The following is an 18,421-nucleotide window of genomic DNA, read 5'->3' as shown; positions in this document are numbered from 1 at the left end:
GTGCGGGCTGGCTCCGCAAATGGAATTGCTATGAACAAGCATCTGTACCGAATCGTTTTCAACAAGGCCCGCGGACTGCTGATGGTCGTGGCCGAGAACGTCACCAGCCAAGTCAAGGCGCCGGGGACCCGCTCCGGGCCGACGACGAGCGCAGCGGCTTGCACGGCGACACTCGGGGCGTTGCGCTTTGCCTTGATGACCGCGATTGGCCTGGTGTCCTTGAGCGTGGCGCCGGCCTGGGCTGGAACCATCGTCGCCGATCCTGGCGCTCCGGCCGGCCAGCAACCCATGGTGATACAAAGCGCCAACGGCACGCCGCAGGTCAATATCCAGGCCCCCAGCGCCGGCGGTGTCTCGCGCAACACTTACAACCAGTTCGACGTCGATAGCCGGGGGGTGATCCTCAACAACGGCACGGGCAATAGCCAGACGAAACTGGGCGGTTGGATCGAAGGCAACCCGATGTTGGGCAATGGCAGCGCGCGGGTCATCCTCAACGAAGTCAACGCCAGCAATCCCAGTCAACTGCGCGGTTACGTCGAAGTCGCCGGCCAGCGCGCCGAAGTGGTGATCGCCAACCCGGCCGGCATCACCTGCAACGGTTGCGGCTTCATCAACGCCGACCGGGCCACCCTCAGCACCGGCCGGGCGCAGTTGGAGAACGGTCGCATCACCGGCTACACCGTGCAGGGCGGCACCATCAATATCGAAGGCAAAGGCCTGGATGCCCGCGAGACCGACTACACGGACCTGATTGCCCGCTCGGTGCAGGTCAACGCCGGGGTGTGGGCCAACGACTTGAAGGTCACCGCCGGACGTAATCAGGTCAATGCCGACAACACCCAGGCCACGCCGCTGCCAGGCACCGAGGGAGACAAACCCACCGTTGCCATCGACGTTGCCAAGCTCGGCGGCATGTATGCCGGGAAGATCATGCTGGTGGGCACCGAATCCGGCGTGGGTGTGCGCAACGCCGGGCAGATCGGCGCCATGGCTGGCGAGGTCGTGATCAGCGCCGACGGCAAATTGCAAAACCAGGGTGCGATCAGCAGCGCTACAGCGACCCGAATCAATGCCGCCAGTGTTGAAAACAGCGGCACACTCTACGCCAAGGGCGACCTGGGCCTCGACAGTACCGGTGACATCGACAACAGCGGCACCGTTGCCAGCCAGAACCACACGACACTGACCGCCAAGAACATTCGCAGCACCACGGCCTCGAGCCTGGCGGCGGGCGTCGGGGCGGACGGCAAGTTGGGCAGCAGCGGCAACCTCGCGTTTCGGGCCACCACGGTCAAGGCGCAAGGCCAGAACCTTGCCGGCGGCGATGTCAGCGTCGAGGCCGCTGACCTGGACCTGAGCAGCAGCCAGACCCTGGGTCAAAACGTCACCCTGACGGCCAGCGGCGGCGATGCCAACCTCAGTGGCAGTCAAGTCGATGCGACCCAGGTGCTGACTGCCAAAGCGACCAATACCCTGCGCACCAATGGGGCCAAGGTCACCGCTGGCAACCTGCAATTGGGCGCGCGGGATGTTGCCAATGTCGGCGGTGAGCTGGTGCAGACCGGCACCGCCGACGCGTCGATCAAAGCCACTGCCACGCTCGACAACAGCGGTGGCCGTATTGCCTCCAACGGCAACAACCTGAAGCTTGGCGCCGATCGCCTCGACAACAGCAAGGGCAAGGTCGAGCACGCCGGCAAAGGTACCTTGGACATCCAGGCCACCCAGTTGGCTGGCAGCAAAGGTACCCTGGCGAGCAATGGCACATTGAGCGTCAAGGCCCGCGAGGTGGTGGTCGATGATGGCCTGACCCAAGGCCAACAGATCACGCTCGACACCACGACCCTGTCCAACCAGCGCGGACGCATTCTCCAGACCGGCGCGCAGCCCTTGCAGGTCACCGCCCGTGAACGCTTCGACAATCAGGCCGGACAAGTCAGCAGTCCAGGGGCGGTGGTCCTGAAGGTCGGGACGTTTAACAACCAGGACGGCAAAGTCCTCGCCACCGATAACGGTGCGTTGACCGTCACGGCCGACAAAGAGGTCAATAACGACGGCGGGACGCTGGCCGCCAGCGGGACGACAAAGGTCAGCGGCGAGGCGCTGGATAACACCCAAGGCACCGTGAGTGCTGGCGGTGAGCTGTACGCGACGTTCGACCGCTTGAACAATATCGGCGGCACGCTCGCCGCCACCCAGCGCATGGAAATCATCGCCGGGCAGTTGAACAACACCAACGGCGTGCTGGGCTCGGTGAAGTCCGGCTTGCTGGTCAGCGTCTCGGCCGATGCATTGAACAACAGCGGCGGGCGTCTTGAAGCGCTGGGCGATATCGATCTGTCGGCCCAGGGCCTGAATAACCAGGGCGGGGTGATCAGTGGCCAGGCCCTGGACCTGGACAGCCACGGCCTGCTGATGGACAACAGCCAGGGCACGTTGAATGCCGGTGCGACCCTCGATCTGCGCAGCGGTGAACTGCGCAACGCGGCGGGCCTGATCCAGGCCAAGGGCAAGCTGTTCATCGACACCGACAGCCAGGCGCTGAACAACCTTCAGTCCGGCACCACCCAAGGCATCAGCGGCCAGGGTGCGGTGGAAATCCACAGCGCCCATTTCAACAACAGTGGCGGCTTCCTCGGCGCCAAAGGCGCGCTGGTGCTCAAGGCCACCGACCTTACCAACGGCAGTGGTGGCCAGATCATTGGCGAAAAAACCGTACAGGTCGAAGGTGCCCGGGTGGATAACCGCGGCGGTCAATTGCAAGGCCTCGGCGATGTCCAGTTGGTGCTGGGGGATACGCTCAACAACCAGGGCGGACTGGTGCGCAGCGCGGGAATGCTGGGCGTGATTGCCGGCGTGCTCGACAACAGCGCCACCCAAGGTGCCAACCAGGGCCTTGAAGGGCGTGCCATGAGCCTGGCGCTCGACACCTTCGGCAACCAGGCCGGTGCCGTGCGCGCCGACCAAGGATTGTCCATCGGCGTCAGCCAAACGCTGGATAACCTGGGCGGCCTGATTTCCGCGGGAGCCGGCCTGACCATCACTGATCGCGATCCGGCGCAGCGTCGCCAGGCAGTGCACAACCTCGACGGGACCTTGCTCGCTGGCAGCCTGTTGTCCCTTAACGCGGCCTATTACGCAGGCACCGGTCGAGCCCTGAGCCTGGGCGACCTGACGTTCAGCCTGCAAAGTGGCCTGGACCTGAGTGGACAGATCCAGGCCAATAACAAGATCGACCTGAGCACCGAGGGCGCTTTCAACAACAGCGGAAAACTGTTGGCAGGCAATCTCCTGCTGGTGCGCTCGCAGACGCTGGACAACGCCGCCAGCGGCGAGATCAGCGCCGGCCAGGTTCGCCTGAGCATAAACGACAGCCTGACCAACCGTGGCCTGATCGACGGCCAGCAAGTGCGTGTGCAAGCGCTGTCGCTCAACAACCTGGGCACCGGACGTCTGTACGGTGATCGACTGGCGATCGCCACTTCGGCGCTGAGCAACCGTGATGAGAACGGCAGCGCCGCGACCATCGCCGCCCGTGAGTCGCTGGACATTGGTACCGGCACCCTGGATAACCGCGAGCAGGCGCTGATCTTCAGTGCCGGGGACCTCGCCATCGGTGGTGCGCTGAGTGCGACTGACAAGGCCCAGGACCGTGCTCAACTGCTGACCAACGCCAGTGCGACCATCGAAGCCCTCGGCAACCTGTCGCTCGATGTGCAAAACGTGCGCAACACCAACGAACATTTCAGCACTCAGCAAGTGGAAGTCAGCCGCACCGCCTTGCAGGACTTCCAGCTCAGCGGTTCGCCGAACCGCTACCAGGGCGACCAGATCTCCGTGAACAACGACGAGGTCCTTCACCTGACCACCCCAGAGGGGCGCAAAGACAACTGGAACCGCTACGACTACACCCGCGTGGTGCAGGAGACCCAGATCGCCACCTCGGCACCGGCGCAGATCCTGTCTGGTGGGACGATGCAGATCAACGCAGGGGATGTGCTCAACGACAAGAGCCGCATCATTGCCGGTGGGTTGTTGCAGGCCAACATTACCAGCCTGACCAACACCGAACTGACCGGCCAGCGCACCACTACCGACAGCGGCACCGTCAGCAATTTCTATCGCATCCAGCGCAAGGGCCGGGACCGTCAGGGAACGGCCGTCACGGCCTACACGCCAGCCCCCTTGATCCAGGACATCACCCTGCAGCCGACCGTGTTCGCCCAGAACGCCGCCGGCAACGGTACCGGCACCCAGATCAGCGCCCGCGCCACACAGGGCGTCGGCGAGCAGATAGCCGCCACGGGCACGGTCAGCGCCCCGGTCGGCAGAACCTATCAAGTGGCGCCTATCGTTCAGGTCGCGGCCCAGACCACCCTCAACAACAAGGGCGTGGCCGAGCAGATTCGCAGTGGCGGGCCATCCCTGGCCTTGCCGAACAACAGCCTGTTCACCACCAATCCGCAGAACACCAGCAGCTACCTGATCGAAACCGACCCGCGTTTTGCCAGCTATCGCACCTGGCTGTCGTCGGACTACATGTTGCAGCGCTTGCAAGTCGACCCAGCCCTGACGCAACAACGTTTGGGCGACGGCTTCTACGAACAGAAATTGATTCGTGAACAGATCGCGCAACTCACCGGCCGACGTTTCCTTGACGGCTACGCCAATGACGAAGCGCAATATCGTGCCCTGATCGACAACGCCGTGACCGTCGCCAGCCAATGGCAACTGGTGCCCGGCGTGGCCCTGACCTCCGAGCAGATGGCTCAGTTGACCAGTGACATCGTCTGGCTGGTGCAGAAGCAAGTCACCCTCGCCAATGGTGACACCCGCAACGTGCTGGTGCCGCAGGTGTACGTACGGGTCCAGGAAGGCGACCTCAACGGCTCCGGTGCCCTGATTGCCGGGCAGCAGTTGAACCTGAACATCGCCGGCGACCTGGTCAACAGTGGCAGCCTGGCCGGGCGCAGTGTCATGGCGATCACCGCGCAGAACATCGAGAACCTCGGTGGGCGCATCCAGGCCGACAAGGTATCGCTCGCCGCGCGGGAAAACCTCAACAACCTCGGCGGCCTGATCGGTGCCGTGGACAGCCTGTCGGTCAAGGCCGGGCAGGACATCAACGTCATCTCTAGCAGCCGGGACAGCAGCAGTGCCCAAGGCACCCGCACCAACCTGTCGCGGGTGGCCGGGCTGTTCGTCAGCGGTGCCCAGGGCACGATGGGGATGAGCGCCGGCAACGACCTCAACCTCACCGGAGCCCAGGTGGTCAATGCTGGCAAGGGCGGCAGTACGTTGCTGGAGGCGGGCAAGAACATCAACCTGGCCACCGTCGGCGAAGCCCACGAGCAAGCGCTGACCTGGAACAGCAGCAACTGGCGCAAGGACGCCAGCCAGACCGAAGTCGGCTCACAGGTCCAAGGGCAGGGCGACGTGCGCTTGAGCGCGGGCCAGGACCTCAACGCCCGCGCCGCCCATGTCACCAGCGAGCAAGGCGCGGTGTTTGCCGAGGCCAAGCGCGACGTCAACCTGACCGCCGGCCAGAACTACCAGTTCGCTGATGAAGCCCACAAGGTCAAGGGCAGCAACGGGATGTTCTCCAGCAAGACCACCACCACCCGCGACACCATCAGCCAGACCTCGGTCGAAGGCTCCACCCTGAGCGGCGAGCAGACCTATGTGCAGGCCGGTCGCGACATCAACCTCAAGGGCAGCAACGTGGTGTCCACGACCCAGACGGTGCTGGTGGCGGACAACAACGTCAACATCGAAGCCGACACCGCCAGCAGCAGCGAACGCCACGACAAGTCCGTGAAGAAAAGCGGCCTGTTCAGCGGCGGTGGCATCGCCGTCACCCTGGGCAGCCAGCAACAAAGCGTCAAGGACCTCACCACCGAGCACACGGCCGTGGCCAGCACCGTCGGCTCGACCGCTGGCGATGTGTTGATCGAAGCGGGCAAGGGCTACCGTCAGGTGGGCAGCCAGGTGTCGGCGCCACAAGGCAACATCGACGTCACGGCGCAGACCATCGACGTCGTCGAGGCGCGCAACACCCGCGAGCGCGAGCGTGAAACCCTGTTCAAGCAGACCGGGTTCACCCTCACCGTGACCAACCCGGTGATCAGTGCGATCCAGACGTCCCAGCAAATGAAACGGGCGTCGGAGAAAACCGACGACGGGCGCATGAAGGCCCTGGCTGCCGCCACTGCCGTGATGGCCGCCAACAATGCCGCCACTGCCGTGGCGATGGACCCGGGCGCGGTGGGCGGGATCAACATCAGCCTGTCGCTGGGCACCAAGAAGAACGAAAGCACCACCACCTACACCAGCGACAGCGCGGCTGGCTCGACCATGACCGCTGGCAACGACGTTCGCCTGCGCGCCACGGGAGCTGGCGCCGCGAGCGACATCACCGTGCAAGGCAGCGATATCAAGGCTGGCCGCAACGCCAGCCTGCTGGCGGACGGCGATATCAACCTGCTCGCCGCGCGCAATATCGACAAGCAGGAAACCGACAGCAAAGGCAGCAGCGCGAGCATCGGCATCGGCTTTTCCCTCGGTGCACGCAACGGCTTCACCCTGGACCTGGGTGCCTCCGGCAGCCGCGGCCAGGCGGATGGCGATGGGCTCACCCACACCAATACCCATGTCCAGGCGGGCAACCAGTTGTTGCTGTCCTCGGGCGGTGACACCAACCTCAAAGGCGCGGTGGCGAGCGGCAAACAGGTGTTGGCCGATATCGGCGGCGACCTGAACATCGAAAGCCTGCAAGACACCAACACCTACGTGGTCGATGAGAAGAGCCTGGGCGTTGGCATCAGCCTCTGCATTCCGCCGTTCTGCTTAGGCATGAGTTCGGTCAGCGGTGCCAGCGGCAGCTTCGGTGCCACCGATATCGACTCCAATTACGCCAGCGTCACCGAGCAATCGGGCATCAAGGCCGGGGACGACGGGTTCGACATTCGGGTGGGTGGCAACACCGACCTGGTCGGCGCTGTCATCGCCAGCAGCGACAAGGCCGTGCAGGACGGCAAGAATCGCCTGGTCACCGCCAGCCTCACCAGTCGCGACATCAAGAACAAGGCCGAGTACGACGCCAGCACCGTCAGCGTCGGCGGCGGCTATCGCGAAGTCGGCAAGGACCAGCAGGGCAACGCCACCAGCGGCGGCACGCAAACCCCTGGCACCGACCTGCCGAAGAACGACAACGACCTCAGCGCCACGATGCCGATCGCCATCAGTGCCAGCGACGACGCCAGCAGCGTCACCCGCAGCGGCATCAGTGGCGGCACCATCGTCATCAGCAACGACGCCGAGCAACAGAAGCGCACCGGCAAGAACGGCGAGCAAACTATCGCCAGCCTCAACCGCGATGTCTCCAGCGACCGCGACACCACCAACACGCTCAAGCCGATCTTCGACGAAGACGAAATCCGTGCCGGTTTCGAGATCGTCGGGGCGTTCGCCAACGAAGCCAGCACCTTGCTCGCCAACAAGGCCAAGGAAGTCGACCTCAAGCGCAAACAGGCCGAGGCGGCCCAGAACGCGGCCCTGGACCCCAACGCCAAACTCACCGACAGCGAACGCCTGGCCCTGCTCGGCAGCGCTCAGCGCCTGAACGCCGAAGCCAGCGGCATCGCCGACAAGTGGGGCGCGGGCGGTACCTACCGGCAGATCACCACCGCCCTGGTGGGCGCGGCCAGCGGCAATATCAGCGGCGGCAACAGTGCCTTCGTTCAAGGGCTGGTGGTCAATTACGTGCAGCAGCAAGGTGCCGGCTACATCGGCGACCTGGTGGCGGACGGCAAACTCACCGAAGGCTCGCCGCTGCACGCCGCCCTGCACGGCATCGTCGCCTGCGCCGGTGCCGCAGCCAGCAGCCAGAGCTGTGGCAGCGGTGCCGCAGGCGCGGCGGCGTCGAGCCTGCTCACCGGCCTGTTCTCCGAAGCCAGCCCCGATGAAAGCGAATCCCAGCGTGAGGCCAAGCGCAACCTGATCGTCAGCATTGTCACCGGGTTGGCGGCCACCAGTTCCTCGCTCGACCCGGCCACCGCCACCAGCGCGGCCGGGGCAGCGGTGGACAACAACTGGCTGGCGACCCAGCAACTTGTTCAGGCGGAGAAGGAATACAGCGCGGCTGACCTGACGGGCAAAGCTCAGGTTGTAGCCAAGTGGGCGTTCATTTACCAAAAACAAGAAGTACTGACCCGATTCGGCATTGGCAAAGGCTTGGCGCAGGCGGGTTGGAGCGATGTCGAAGGCTTGACGCAGTTTCTCCTTAATCCGGTTGAAGGGATCAAAGGTATCAAAGCCTTGATCGACGATCCCGAGGCCCGCCAGAGATTAGGCGATGAAATGGTCGGTGACGCCAAAGCCAAAATCGCACGTATCGAAGACGCCCTGGAACACGGCGGCGACGAACGTGCCGTGCAACTGGGCGAGGATATTGGCGAACTGGTCTGGCAAGTCGGCACCATCGCCACGGGCGTGGGCACGGCGGCCAAGGGCGGCGTGGCGCTGGCGAAAGCCGGGATCAAGGTGGGTGCCAAAGAGCTTGAAAAAATGGCCGATATGGCCAACATTGCCAAAGCTGAAGTGTCGGCCGGTAAGCCGATGAACTGGAGCAGCGTGGAGGGGGCGTATAGCAAGAAGCTTGAGGGGGGGTATGGCCCTGGCACGACGACGGTTAATGGGAAGGTTGTTGAAAACACCGTGGACTATAGTTCGGGTGTTAAGGGGACTCAACCAACCAAGGTGATTGATCGTCTTGATGAGCTGAAGCTAGACGGTTTTAATCCCTACGATAATCCTCGCTACAAAGAAATGTCCCCCGATCAGCAGAAAACATTTTTGAAGGAGTACAACAAGCAGTTGCAAGCTCAGCAGGATGCGATTAATAGCATGACAGCTGATGAGTTTAAAATTGCACGGGATGCCTACATTCAACAAGGCCGCAATCCCGCAGCTGATTCAATGCAGCGAAGTCTAGGTCGTGAGTTCGAGAGAGAAGTGTCTGAGAGTATTCGACAAAGTTTAATAAATAAAGGTGTCGATCGTTCTACGGCAACGCAGATGGCAAAAGATCGCGCCAAGGAAATTAAATCTAGTCTTGCAGCCTTGCACGAGCCTGACATGGTTGCAGGCGGTTGGACGACGCCAGCGCCGGTAAGGATGGGGGACACCAATGTGAACTCATCCATAGGTGCTAGCTGGTCAAGTCGTTTATCATCTGTCGATCAAGCCGTAGATACGGCCATTTCCACCGGTGCTGGCAGCGCTAAATTGAATGTCCGGCTAGAGCTACTCAGAGGAGCACAGGCAAGATGAGGGACGAAGATTTCCAGTATTTCATCAGCGTGATGGGGGAAGCCACATCTCATCGACATGTGCCTGACTCCCAAATTGCTAAATATCGTGGGGTGCTGCCTGAGGCGTTGCTTGACTATTGGCAGGATGAGGGGTGGTGCGGATATGCCAATGGCCTTTTCTGGACGGTAAATCCGGATGATTATAAACATCTGCTCGATATGTGGCTCGCGGGCACTGAATTTCCACAAATAGATAACTACCACGTTATTGCGAGGAGCGCGTTTGGGACTCTCTATGCTTGGGGTGAAAAATACAATCAGAAGATTGTTGTTTCGTGTCCGACGGGGTCTATCGTCGCGTTAATGAGTAAACTGAAAACGCCTAACAAAAATCCGGATCTAGCCCTTCAGACATTTTTCGCTATGTCTGATAAGGAGCGTTATGATTTGGAGGATGATCAAGGTGAGTTTCTATTTGAGCGAGCGCTAGAGAAGTTTGGGGCGCTTGATGAGAGTGAGCTTTACGGCTTTGAGCCGGCACTGTTTGTTGGGGGGACTGCTTCGCTAGATCATTTGGTTAAATGTAACTTGGAAGTTCATTTAATGATCCTGCGACAGATGCGTTCTTGAACGAGTAAGAGGGAAAGGAGGAAAGGGGATAAATTTGTTTGTTGGAAGGGCGGATTATTTAATTCCTAGTTTCCAAATAAGTCTGTCCCCTTTTTACAGAGTTAGCCGGTTGCTAGCTCAAAAGTGTTTGCCGATGCGCGCGTCACAAACTTTAAATTTGTAATTGCCCCATCAACAAAGTGAGGCGTGAGATGAGTGGTGGTCGGGAAACGTTAGAAAAAATTTTGGGTGGGAAAATTGAGCAACCGAACGCTCGAAATGTACCTGGTGTTACGGTTGTGGATGGGCAGCAAGTTATTTATTTTTCGGATGACGGGAAAAACAAACTACGGAAACAATTTAATAACATTAGTTGCTTTTCTGAGCCTCCGAATGCTGTTCGTGGAGGGGTAAATGATCGGGGGTGCAGAGTCATACCGCCCGAGGGACCTATTTTTCATGCGATCTCCTATCATGGTGATCTTGACGGTTGGAGAAAAGATATTGAGGCAGGGGCAATTGGCCTTGGTCTATTACTCGCCCAAATCAAAGGTGATCAATTGAATATTTCCGATGGCCGCTCAATCCCTTTGTCAGATTGCAAAATAGAGTTTGCTTGATCATGGCTTATCCACAATACCGGCCTTGCGCCGGTGTTGTTTTATCGGTGTTAACCTTTCTTCTTGGCTGCGTATTGTATGTGGTAATCCCCCCATTTACTCAGGCGGGTCTAAAATTGAGATAGAGGGTGCGAGTGGGGGGAAGGGGACGAGAGAAGGGGACGGATTTATTTAATTGCAGACACTAGCCTCAGACCAGATAGGTTCAATGTTAGAAACTCGATCGATGGAGTACGTCCTGTGATTGTTGATTTTAAGAATGCGCCTAAAGGTGGTAGCTAATGAGTGAACAGGAACTGTATCAAAAAATTGGCCAGCTTTTGTTAGACGCTGGTCCGTCGGAGGCTCAGAAAATAGTAGTTAGAGCCAGGCTTTTTGCTGAGGCCGATGGAGGAAGTTATGAATTCGATTATTTTGATAAGGCAAACCGCTCAAGCTGGTTCGATCCAGATAGCAAGGCTGTGGGCGATTTGACAGAATTGTTGGTTGAGCTTCGGAGTTATTATATTGGAAATGGTTTGTGCCAAGCTGGAATAGCCTGGTCTTCGTGCACGGTTACCTTGGATGCGGAGAAAATGAAAATTAGCATTGATTACAATTATGATGATTGAGTGGTTTTTGAGCTGAAATGAAGTATTACTTATTGCGGGAAGACGTGCAGTTTCCTGAGCGCTGGTATCTGGGCGATATCAAACATTGCAACAACTGGCTCTTCATCGACCCCTCTTCTGAGTACATGGAGCCGTGTACCTACGCCCTTGAGGTTCGTGAAGAAGGTGTGAGCCTGGATTTTTCCTTGGCTGGATATGCCTCTGTGCCGGTCCTGAGCGAAAAAGCCAGGGAGGCATTGGTGGGCATTCCCGACGTTGATGAACCGTATATGAATGTCGTGCTTGAGCCTGTGACGGTTGCGGGGGAGCAAGCTCACGATCGTCACTATGTAATGATTGTCGAGACCCAACTGGATTGCGTAGACGAATCACGGTCCGCTTTCAAAAAATATGAGGTCAATGACCCCGTACGACCTGATCGAGCTGGCGAATACAGCGTCTTCCTGAGTCTCGTTATTGATCCCGCCAAGGTTCAGGGAAAACATATTTTTCGTGTCAAGAAACACTTGGGAGCATTGATCGTTAGCGAGGAGGTGAAGCTTCAGCTGGAGCGAGCGGGGCTCACAGGAATGCTATTCGAGGGTGTGAATGGTGAGGGTAAAGTTATTTGCTGATTAGCGAGAGCCAGTACGCGGCCGGCGAGGCAAGAGGCTGAATCGCCTGCTACGGTGGTTGTAAAGAATAGGACTGAGCCGAGGGGGGAGGGCCTTACATCATCCGCTGTGGCGAGGGGATTTATCCCCGCTGGGCTGCGGAGCAGCCCCCTGAGTTTGTGTTCGCGTTGTATCAGTATGATCGGGTGTCGGCTTACTGGGGCCGCTTCGCGACCCAGCGGGGATAAATCCCCTCGCCACAGATTCGTTGTTTGCCACGGTTCTGTGCTTGGCAGGTCCTCGGTACTCGGTTTCTCCCACACCTTCCCCTTAACGGAACGCCATCTCCTGCCGATAACCCGATGAGCCCGTTTCTCTCCAACGTTTCGGCTCGCAATGTGCGTCACGACTCAGCCAGGCCAAGCGGGTGCTGAAATCCCTTGAACGTTGCCGGCTGGTGGCTATCATCTGCGCGCCTCGGGGTTGTGACACGGCGTTTCGTTGTTATGCCATTAGGTTATTTTCTTACTTGCCTGGACATCCTCGATGCTGGCGTACCACCAAAAAAGTTTTCTGATCGTCGATGATTTCTCGGATTTCCGCAGTTCGATCCGTTCCATGCTGCGTGAGCTGGGCGTCAAGGACGTGGACACCGCCGACACCGGTGAAGTGGCGCTGCGCATGTGCTCGCAGAAACGCTATGACTTCATCTTGCAGGACTATCACCTGGGCGATGGGCGCAAGAATGGCCAGCAGGTGCTTGAAGACCTGATGGTCGAAAAATTGATCAGCCATGAAAGTGTTTTCCTCATGGTGACCGCCGAGACCAGCCAGGCGATGGTGCTCAGTGCCCTGGAGCATGAGCCGGATGCGTACCTGACCAAACCGTTCAACCGCTCCGGCCTGGCCCAGCGGCTGGAGCGGCTCGAGCAGCGCAAGACCCTGCTCAAGCCGATCCTGCAAGCCCTCGATCGTGGCAAGCCGATGGAAGTGCTCAATGCCTGCATCGCCTTGTGCAAGCAGGACCCGCGCTACGGGCCGTTGTGCCTGCGTTATCGGGCCGATGCGTTGCGCGACCTGAATCAGAACGAGGCTCTTGAACGACTGTACAACTCCATCATCGCGGATCGCCCGTTGCCGTGGGCCTATGCGGGGCTGGGCAAGTTGATGTTCAAGCGCGGCCAGGTGGGGCAGGCCAAGGCTGTCTATGAAAAGGCCCTGAAAGTCTTTCCGATGATGCCGGCCTTGTACGACGGCATGGCCGACGTGCTGGTGGCCGAAGGTGACACCAAACAGGCGCAGCACGTGCTGGAAGAGGCGGTGCGCCTGTCGCCGCTGGCGGTGCGCCGCCAATCGTTGTTGGGCAAGCTGGCGATGACCAACGAAGACTACGACACGGCTTCCCGGGCCTATCGCCAGGCGGTCGGGCAGGGCGCGCAGTCGCGCTTCAAGGACCCGGAAAGCAACCTCGGCCTGGCCCATGCGCTGATCAGCAAGGGCAGCGAAAAAGGCCTCGACACCCGCACCCGGCTGGAGATCAACACGACTCTCAGCGCCGTGGCGAAGGAGAACCTCAACGACCCGGGGCTGCAGGTCCGGGCGCGGCTGATGAAGGCCACCAGCCTGTTGCTAAACGATGCCGAAACCGCCGAAAAGCTCACAGAACAGGCCTTGCAGCGCCTCGATGGCATGGAGCAATTCATGAGCGCCGAGGCCGCGTTGCTGGTGGCCAAGCAGCTGCAAATGCTTGGCCAGACCAGCGCCGGCGAGTCGATGCTCAAGAACTGCGCGGAAATCTACGGGGATGACCCGACGGTGATGCAAGGCATCGCCAAGCTGACCGACGACCCGAACATTCTCAACCAGGGCAATGCCGCCGCCGAGTTGAACCGCGAAGGCGTGCGGGTCTACAAGACCGGTGCATTGCCGCAGGCGCGGGAGCTGTTCCGCCGCGCCCTGAAGATGCAACCGAAGAACATCAGTATTGCCCTGAACATGGCGCAATCGCTGCTGCATGGCACCGACACCAGCGTGGAATCGGAACTGCTGCAGGAGTGCCGCGCCTGCCTGAAACTGGTGGGCATGATGCCCGACACCGATGCGCGTTTTGCGCGTTATCAAAAACTGCGAAGCAAGGCATTTGGCGATGAATGACAGCGAACAGGCCCTCGATTTTTCCACGGTGATCGCGTCTACCGTGCACGACATGAAGAACTCCCTGACCTTGCTCATGCAGACGCATACGCAATGGCTCGAGCGCTTGCCCGACGCCGAGCGCCAGACCTCGGAGCAAGGCGTCATCGAGTTCGAATTCGCCCATCTCAATGGTTTGCTGGTGCAACTGCTGGGGCTGTACAAGCTCGGTGTCAACCAGTTGCCGCTGCACCCGGCCTACCATGAACTGGATGACTTCATCGAGGCGCAACTGGCCGGCCATCAGGACGTGTTCCGCAGTCGCGGGATCATGGTCACCTATGAAGTCGATCCGCTCAGCCCCTTGGGCTTTTTCGACCGTGAACTGATTGCTTCGGTGCTCGACAACTGCATCAACAACGCCATTCGCCATGCGCGCCAGGCATTGCTGATCAGTGTGAGCGACGAGGCCGGGCAACTGGTGCTGACCATCAATGACGACGGCGAAGGTTACCCGCCAGAGATGATCGAGCGTCAGGCCGAGTACGTGCAGGGCATCAACCACAGCAGCGGCAGCACCGGGCTGGGCCTGTACTTCGCCGCGCGGATCGCCGGGCTGCACCAGCGCGGCGGCGTGAGCGGGCGTACCGAAATCGCCAATGGCGGTGTATTGGGTGGTGGGGTGTTCCGGCTTTACCTGCCCTGAGCGTGCGCTTTATAAAAAGCAGCACAAATCCCCTGTGGGAGCGAGCTTGCTCGCGATAGCGATGTATCAGTCAGCTCAATATTGACTGAGCCGACGCCATCGCGAGCAAGCTCGCTCCCACACTCGTATTGCACAAGATTTTAATTGTCTGCGGGTGCTTGATATTCCGAACAGCCGAAGCCTATTTTGTACGGGTTGCCGTTCGCGGCTCGCACATAACAAGGATTGCGTCATGACGACCGATGGCCAGCGTTCACTCGCGCAGCGACTGACGGGCATTGATGAGATTGAATGTGTCACGCCGGATTTGAATGGCGTGCCGCGGGGCAAGGTAATGACCGCTGAGGGGTTCCTCGAAGGCCGGCGGCTGCAGTTGGCGCGGGGCGTGCTGCTGCAATGCATCATGGGCGGTTATCCGCCGTCGCGTTTCTACGGCAGCGACGACGGCGACCTGGCGCTGGTGGCCGATCCGAAACAGATCCACCGTCTGCCCTGGAGCCAGCAGCCCCGCGCCCTGGCGATCTGCGATGCCGACGAGTTGACCGGTGAAAGCTCCCGGCTCTCGACGCGCGGCCAGCTCAAGGCCGTTGTCGCTCGCTATGCAGCCTTGGGCCTGGCGCCGGTGGTGGCGACCGAACTGGAATTCTTCGTGTTCGCCCCCAATCCGGACCCGACCCAGCCGTTCCAGCCGCCGATGGGCATGGATGGACGTCGCGAAGACGGCCATTCGGCGTTCAGCGTCAGCTCCAACAATGGCCTGCGCCCGTTCTTCAGTGAAGTCTATGCATGCATGGCGGCGCTGGGCCTGCCTCGCGACACCTTCATGCATGAAATGGGCGTGAGCCAGTTCGAGATCAATCTGCTGCACGGCGACCCGCTGTTGCTGGCCGACCAGACCTTCCTGTTCAAGCACCTGCTCAAGGAAGTGGCGCTCAAGCACGGTCTGACCGTGGTCTGCATGGCCAAGCCCCTGGCCCACACGCCGGGCAGTTCGATGCACATCCATCAGAGCGTCGTCGAGGCAGACAGCGGTCGTAACGTTTTCAGCGATGAAGCGGGCGAAGCGACGGCGACTTTCCGGCATTTCATCGGTGGGCAACAGGCGTGCCTGGCGGACTTCACCGCGTTGTTCGCGCCGAACGTGAATTCCTACCAGCGCCTGTGCCACCCGTTCGCCTCGCCGAACAATGCCTGTTGGTCCCATGACAACCGTTCGGCCGGGTTGCGGATTCCTGCCAGTTCGCCGGTGGCCCGGCGGGTCGAGAACCGCTTGCCGGGGGCCGATGCCAACCCCTACCTGGCGATTGCCGCCAGCCTGGCCGCCGGGCTGTATGGGATTGAGCATCGGCTGGAGCCGAGCGCGGCGATCCAGGGCGAATTCGAAGTGCCGGATAATCTGTCGTTGCCATGTACCTTGCATGCCGCCTTGGAGCGTCTGAAGCGTAGTCATCTGGCGAAGGAACTGTTCGGTGCGGAGTTCATCGAAGGCTACATCGCCTCCAAGACCCTGGAGCTGACCAGCTTCTTCGATGAAATCACGCCCTGGGAGCGGCGTGTCCTAGCGGCCCAGGCCTAACGAACCGTCGCATTCGGGCTATCTTCAACAGGTAGCCCTTACTCACCTCAAGGAGCCGCTCGGAACGCCGATGCGCCAAATCTGGAAACCTTTTCGAGCGCTTTATTTCGCCTCGCTGATGATGTTGATCGGCTCGGGCCTCTTGAGTACTTACCTGGCCTTGCGCCTGGCCGCCGACCATGTGGACAGCCTCTGGGTCGGTGCGCTGATGGCCGCCAACTATTTCGGCCTGGTGCTGGGTGGCAAGATCGGCCACCGGCTGATCGCCCGCGTCGGCCACATCCGCGCCTATTCGGCCTGCGCCGGGATCGTCGGGGCGGCAGTGCTGGGCCATGGCCTGGTGAACTGGCTGCCGGCCTGGATCGTGCTGCGGATGATTGTCGGCCTCGGGATGATGTGCCAGTACATGGTCATCGAGAGCTGGCTCAACGAGCAAGCCGATGCCAAGCAGCGTGGCGTGGTGTTCAGCGGCTACATGATTGCCTCGTACCTGGGGTTGGTGCTGGGTCAGTTGATCCTGGTCATGCATCCGGCCCTGGGGCCTGAGCTGTTGATGCTGGTGGCGCTGTGCTTCGCCTTGTGCCTGGTGCCGGTGACGCTGACCCGGCGAATTCACCCGGCGGCGCTGCATCCGGCGCCCATGGAGCCGCGCTTCTTCATCAAGCGTGTGCCGCAGTCATTGAGTACGGTGCTGGGCTCCGGGTTGATCGTCGGCTCGTTCTATGGCCTGGCGCCCCTATATGCCTCTCAGCAGGGCCTGTCGACCGAGCAGGTCGGTCTGTTCATGGGTAGCTGCATCTTCGCCGGACTGCTGGTGCAGTGGCCCCTGGGCTGGCTGTCCGATCGTTATGACCGGGCGCTGCTGATCCGCTGCTTTGCGCTGGTGCTGACGATCTGTGCGTTGCCGTTGGCGATTCTTCCGACGGTGCCGCTGGAGGTGCTGTTCGTCGCGGGGTTCTTCTGTTCGCTGGTGCAGTTCTGCCTGTATCCGCTGGCGGTAGCGTTTTCCAACGACCACGTCGAAGCTGATCGAAGGGTGTCCCTGACCGCGATGCTGCTGGTGACCTACGGCGTGGGGGCCAGTATCGGGCCGCTGGTGGCCGGCGTGCTGATGAAGATGTTTGGCAGCCAGATGCTCTACGGCTTTTTCGCTTTCTTCGCCTTGGTGCTGGTGTGGCGGATCCGGCCGAAAGCGGTGACCAACCTGCATCAGGTCGATGACGCACCGCTGCATCACGTGGCGATGCCGGACAGCATGTCGAGTTCGCCTTTGGTGGCGTGTCTTGATCCGCGGGTGGATGAGCAGGTGGTGCAGGAGCAGATGCAGGCTCCGGCCAATCCGGACGTGGAGCCTGAGCCGGCCACTGAGACCGCGACCGAGGCCGAGACTGGGCCTGAGGAGCCTGAGACACCGAGTTTTACCCAGGCCAGGCCTTGAAGCAGGCATGAAAAAACGGGCAGTCGCCGCAAGGGACTGCCCGTTTTTTTTGCCTCGAAAATCAGAGGTCGTCTTTATCGAAGCGCCGGGCTTCTCGTTGGAGCTGGTAGACGAACCGCTCGACCTGCCGTTGCACCAGGCCACTGATGTTGTGGAAGCGTACGCCGGCGAACGTGGTGTTGATCCTTTCTTCGAAATGCAGGTAACGCAGCTCGACTGGCGCGGTCATGTTGCCAAAAGGCAGGGCCGCGATGAAGCGCTCGTACACCTGGCCCAATTGCAGTCGCTCCGTGATGTCGCCGTCAAACCGCAACTTGCAACCGGTGGCAGAGATGTCCAGCAGCTTGCCGTCCACCGGGGACTTGAGCTTGTCACCGCCCAGTTCAACGCTCACCAGTTGTGCCAGTTTCAGGGCGGCGCGGAAGGCGTTGCGACGTTGGTGGTAGACCACTTCGTCGGGCAGGGCGCCGCGATAGCAGCGACCGTCGCTGGATTCATCGATGGTCAGTGGGCCCTTGCCATCCCATGCGATACGCACGCCGTCATGGAAACCCTCGACACGAAAAGGCTCGCCCGCCAGCAGGAAACGCTCGCCGTCCCGGGGAATCATTTCATCCAGGGCAATGGAGTTGGTCTCACGATCGACGTTGACCAGGTAGCTCTGGAAGCGCTGGCTACGTTCGTGGAAGGTGATGATCAGTGGGTCGTGGCTCTCTTGCAGCATCCGCAGGTTGCCGGAGATTTCCAGGGGCGTGGTGAGGACCTTGGGTGGCTGCGGAGCATCATCCGCGTTTGAGGCATTGAACACGGTGAGTCAATCT

10 protein-coding genes are annotated in these 18,421 nt (G+C 60.3%); 9 read left to right on the top strand and 1 reads right to left on the bottom strand.

The genetic code is table 11. From position 1 onward, the window contains the following. The first annotated feature begins 30 nt into the window (after nucleotides 1-30). From F7R20_RS29510 to F7R20_RS29470, 9 genes are all read left to right on the top strand, one after another. The gene (locus tag F7R20_RS29510) at nucleotides 31-9,333 is read left to right on the top strand and encodes a two-partner secretion domain-containing protein (protein ID WP_003204755.1); all 9,303 of its coding nucleotides are present in this window, start codon (nucleotides 31-33) and stop codon (nucleotides 9,331-9,333) included. Beyond that, on the top strand, nucleotides 9,330-9,944 hold the full coding sequence (locus F7R20_RS29505) for a GAD-like domain-containing protein (protein WP_033028140.1): 615 nt from the start codon (nucleotides 9,330-9,332) through the stop codon (nucleotides 9,942-9,944). The genes F7R20_RS29510 and F7R20_RS29505 overlap by 4 nt, the downstream gene beginning before the upstream one ends. Nucleotides 9,945-10,135: 191 nt before the next feature. Continuing rightward, a complete protein-coding gene (locus F7R20_RS29500; RefSeq protein ID WP_080756069.1) occupies nucleotides 10,136-10,543 on the top strand; it encodes a hypothetical protein in 408 nt (135 codons plus the stop codon). A 281-nt stretch (nucleotides 10,544-10,824) separates the two neighbouring features. Next, on the top strand, nucleotides 10,825-11,154 hold the full coding sequence (locus F7R20_RS29495; RefSeq protein WP_033028139.1) for an antitoxin YezG family protein: 330 nt from the start codon (nucleotides 10,825-10,827) through the stop codon (nucleotides 11,152-11,154). A gap of 17 nt (nucleotides 11,155-11,171) precedes the next feature. Next, nucleotides 11,172-11,768 carry an imm11 family protein gene (locus F7R20_RS29490; protein ID WP_033028138.1) on the top strand — a complete coding sequence of 199 codons (597 nt, stop codon included), beginning with the start codon at nucleotides 11,172-11,174 and terminating at the stop codon, nucleotides 11,766-11,768. Between the two features lie 525 nt (nucleotides 11,769-12,293). Then, nucleotides 12,294-13,901, top strand: a complete 1,608-nt coding sequence (locus F7R20_RS29485) for a tetratricopeptide repeat-containing response regulator (RefSeq protein WP_003204752.1) — start codon at nucleotides 12,294-12,296, stop codon at nucleotides 13,899-13,901. Beyond that, nucleotides 13,894-14,586 carry a sensor histidine kinase gene (locus F7R20_RS29480; protein ID WP_003204750.1) on the top strand — a complete coding sequence of 231 codons (693 nt, stop codon included), beginning with the start codon at nucleotides 13,894-13,896 and terminating at the stop codon, nucleotides 14,584-14,586. Before F7R20_RS29485 ends, F7R20_RS29480 begins: the two co-directional genes overlap by 8 nt. Before the next feature lie 334 nt (nucleotides 14,587-14,920). Further along, a complete protein-coding gene (locus F7R20_RS29475) occupies nucleotides 14,921-16,162 on the top strand; it encodes a glutamine synthetase family protein (RefSeq protein ID WP_172831557.1) in 1,242 nt (413 codons plus the stop codon). Nucleotides 16,163-16,232: 70 nt separating this feature from the next. Then, nucleotides 16,233-17,600, top strand: coding sequence for an MFS transporter (locus F7R20_RS29470; protein ID WP_003204747.1), 1,368 nt, complete (start codon nucleotides 16,233-16,235; stop codon nucleotides 17,598-17,600). A gap of 61 nt (nucleotides 17,601-17,661) precedes the next feature. Here the strand turns inward: F7R20_RS29470 and F7R20_RS29465 are convergent, their stop codons facing one another. After that, nucleotides 17,662-18,408, bottom strand: a complete 747-nt coding sequence (locus F7R20_RS29465) for a flagellar brake protein (protein ID WP_003204744.1) — start codon at nucleotides 18,406-18,408, stop codon at nucleotides 17,662-17,664. Between the last annotated feature and the right edge of the window lie 13 nt (nucleotides 18,409-18,421).

The organism is Pseudomonas brassicacearum subsp. brassicacearum, assembly GCF_008801605.1.
GTDB classification, from domain to species: Bacteria; Pseudomonadota; Gammaproteobacteria; order Pseudomonadales; family Pseudomonadaceae; genus Aquipseudomonas; species Aquipseudomonas brassicacearum.
This window is presented reverse-complemented; position numbering and strand designations above follow the sequence as displayed.

Excerpts from the sequence above, each read along its gene's own strand:
- F7R20_RS29470 (WP_003204747.1), top strand. The coding sequence starts at position 16,233 with ATGCGCCAAATCTGGAAACCTTTTCGAGCGCTTTATTTCGCCTCGCTG.
- F7R20_RS29475 (WP_172831557.1), top strand. The coding sequence starts at position 14,921 with ATGACCGCTGAGGGGTTCCTCGAAGGCCGGCGGCTGCAGTTGGCGCGG.
- F7R20_RS29510 (WP_003204755.1), top strand. The coding sequence starts at position 31 with ATGAACAAGCATCTGTACCGAATCGTTTTCAACAAGGCCCGCGGACTG.
- F7R20_RS29495 (WP_033028139.1), top strand. The coding sequence starts at position 10,825 with ATGAGTGAACAGGAACTGTATCAAAAAATTGGCCAGCTTTTGTTAGAC.
- F7R20_RS29485 (WP_003204752.1), top strand. The coding sequence starts at position 12,294 with ATGCTGGCGTACCACCAAAAAAGTTTTCTGATCGTCGATGATTTCTCG.
- F7R20_RS29490 (WP_033028138.1), top strand. The coding sequence starts at position 11,172 with ATGAAGTATTACTTATTGCGGGAAGACGTGCAGTTTCCTGAGCGCTGG.
- F7R20_RS29480 (WP_003204750.1), top strand. The coding sequence starts at position 13,894 with ATGAATGACAGCGAACAGGCCCTCGATTTTTCCACGGTGATCGCGTCT.
- F7R20_RS29500 (WP_080756069.1), top strand. The coding sequence starts at position 10,136 with ATGAGTGGTGGTCGGGAAACGTTAGAAAAAATTTTGGGTGGGAAAATT.
- F7R20_RS29505 (WP_033028140.1), top strand. The coding sequence starts at position 9,330 with ATGAGGGACGAAGATTTCCAGTATTTCATCAGCGTGATGGGGGAAGCC.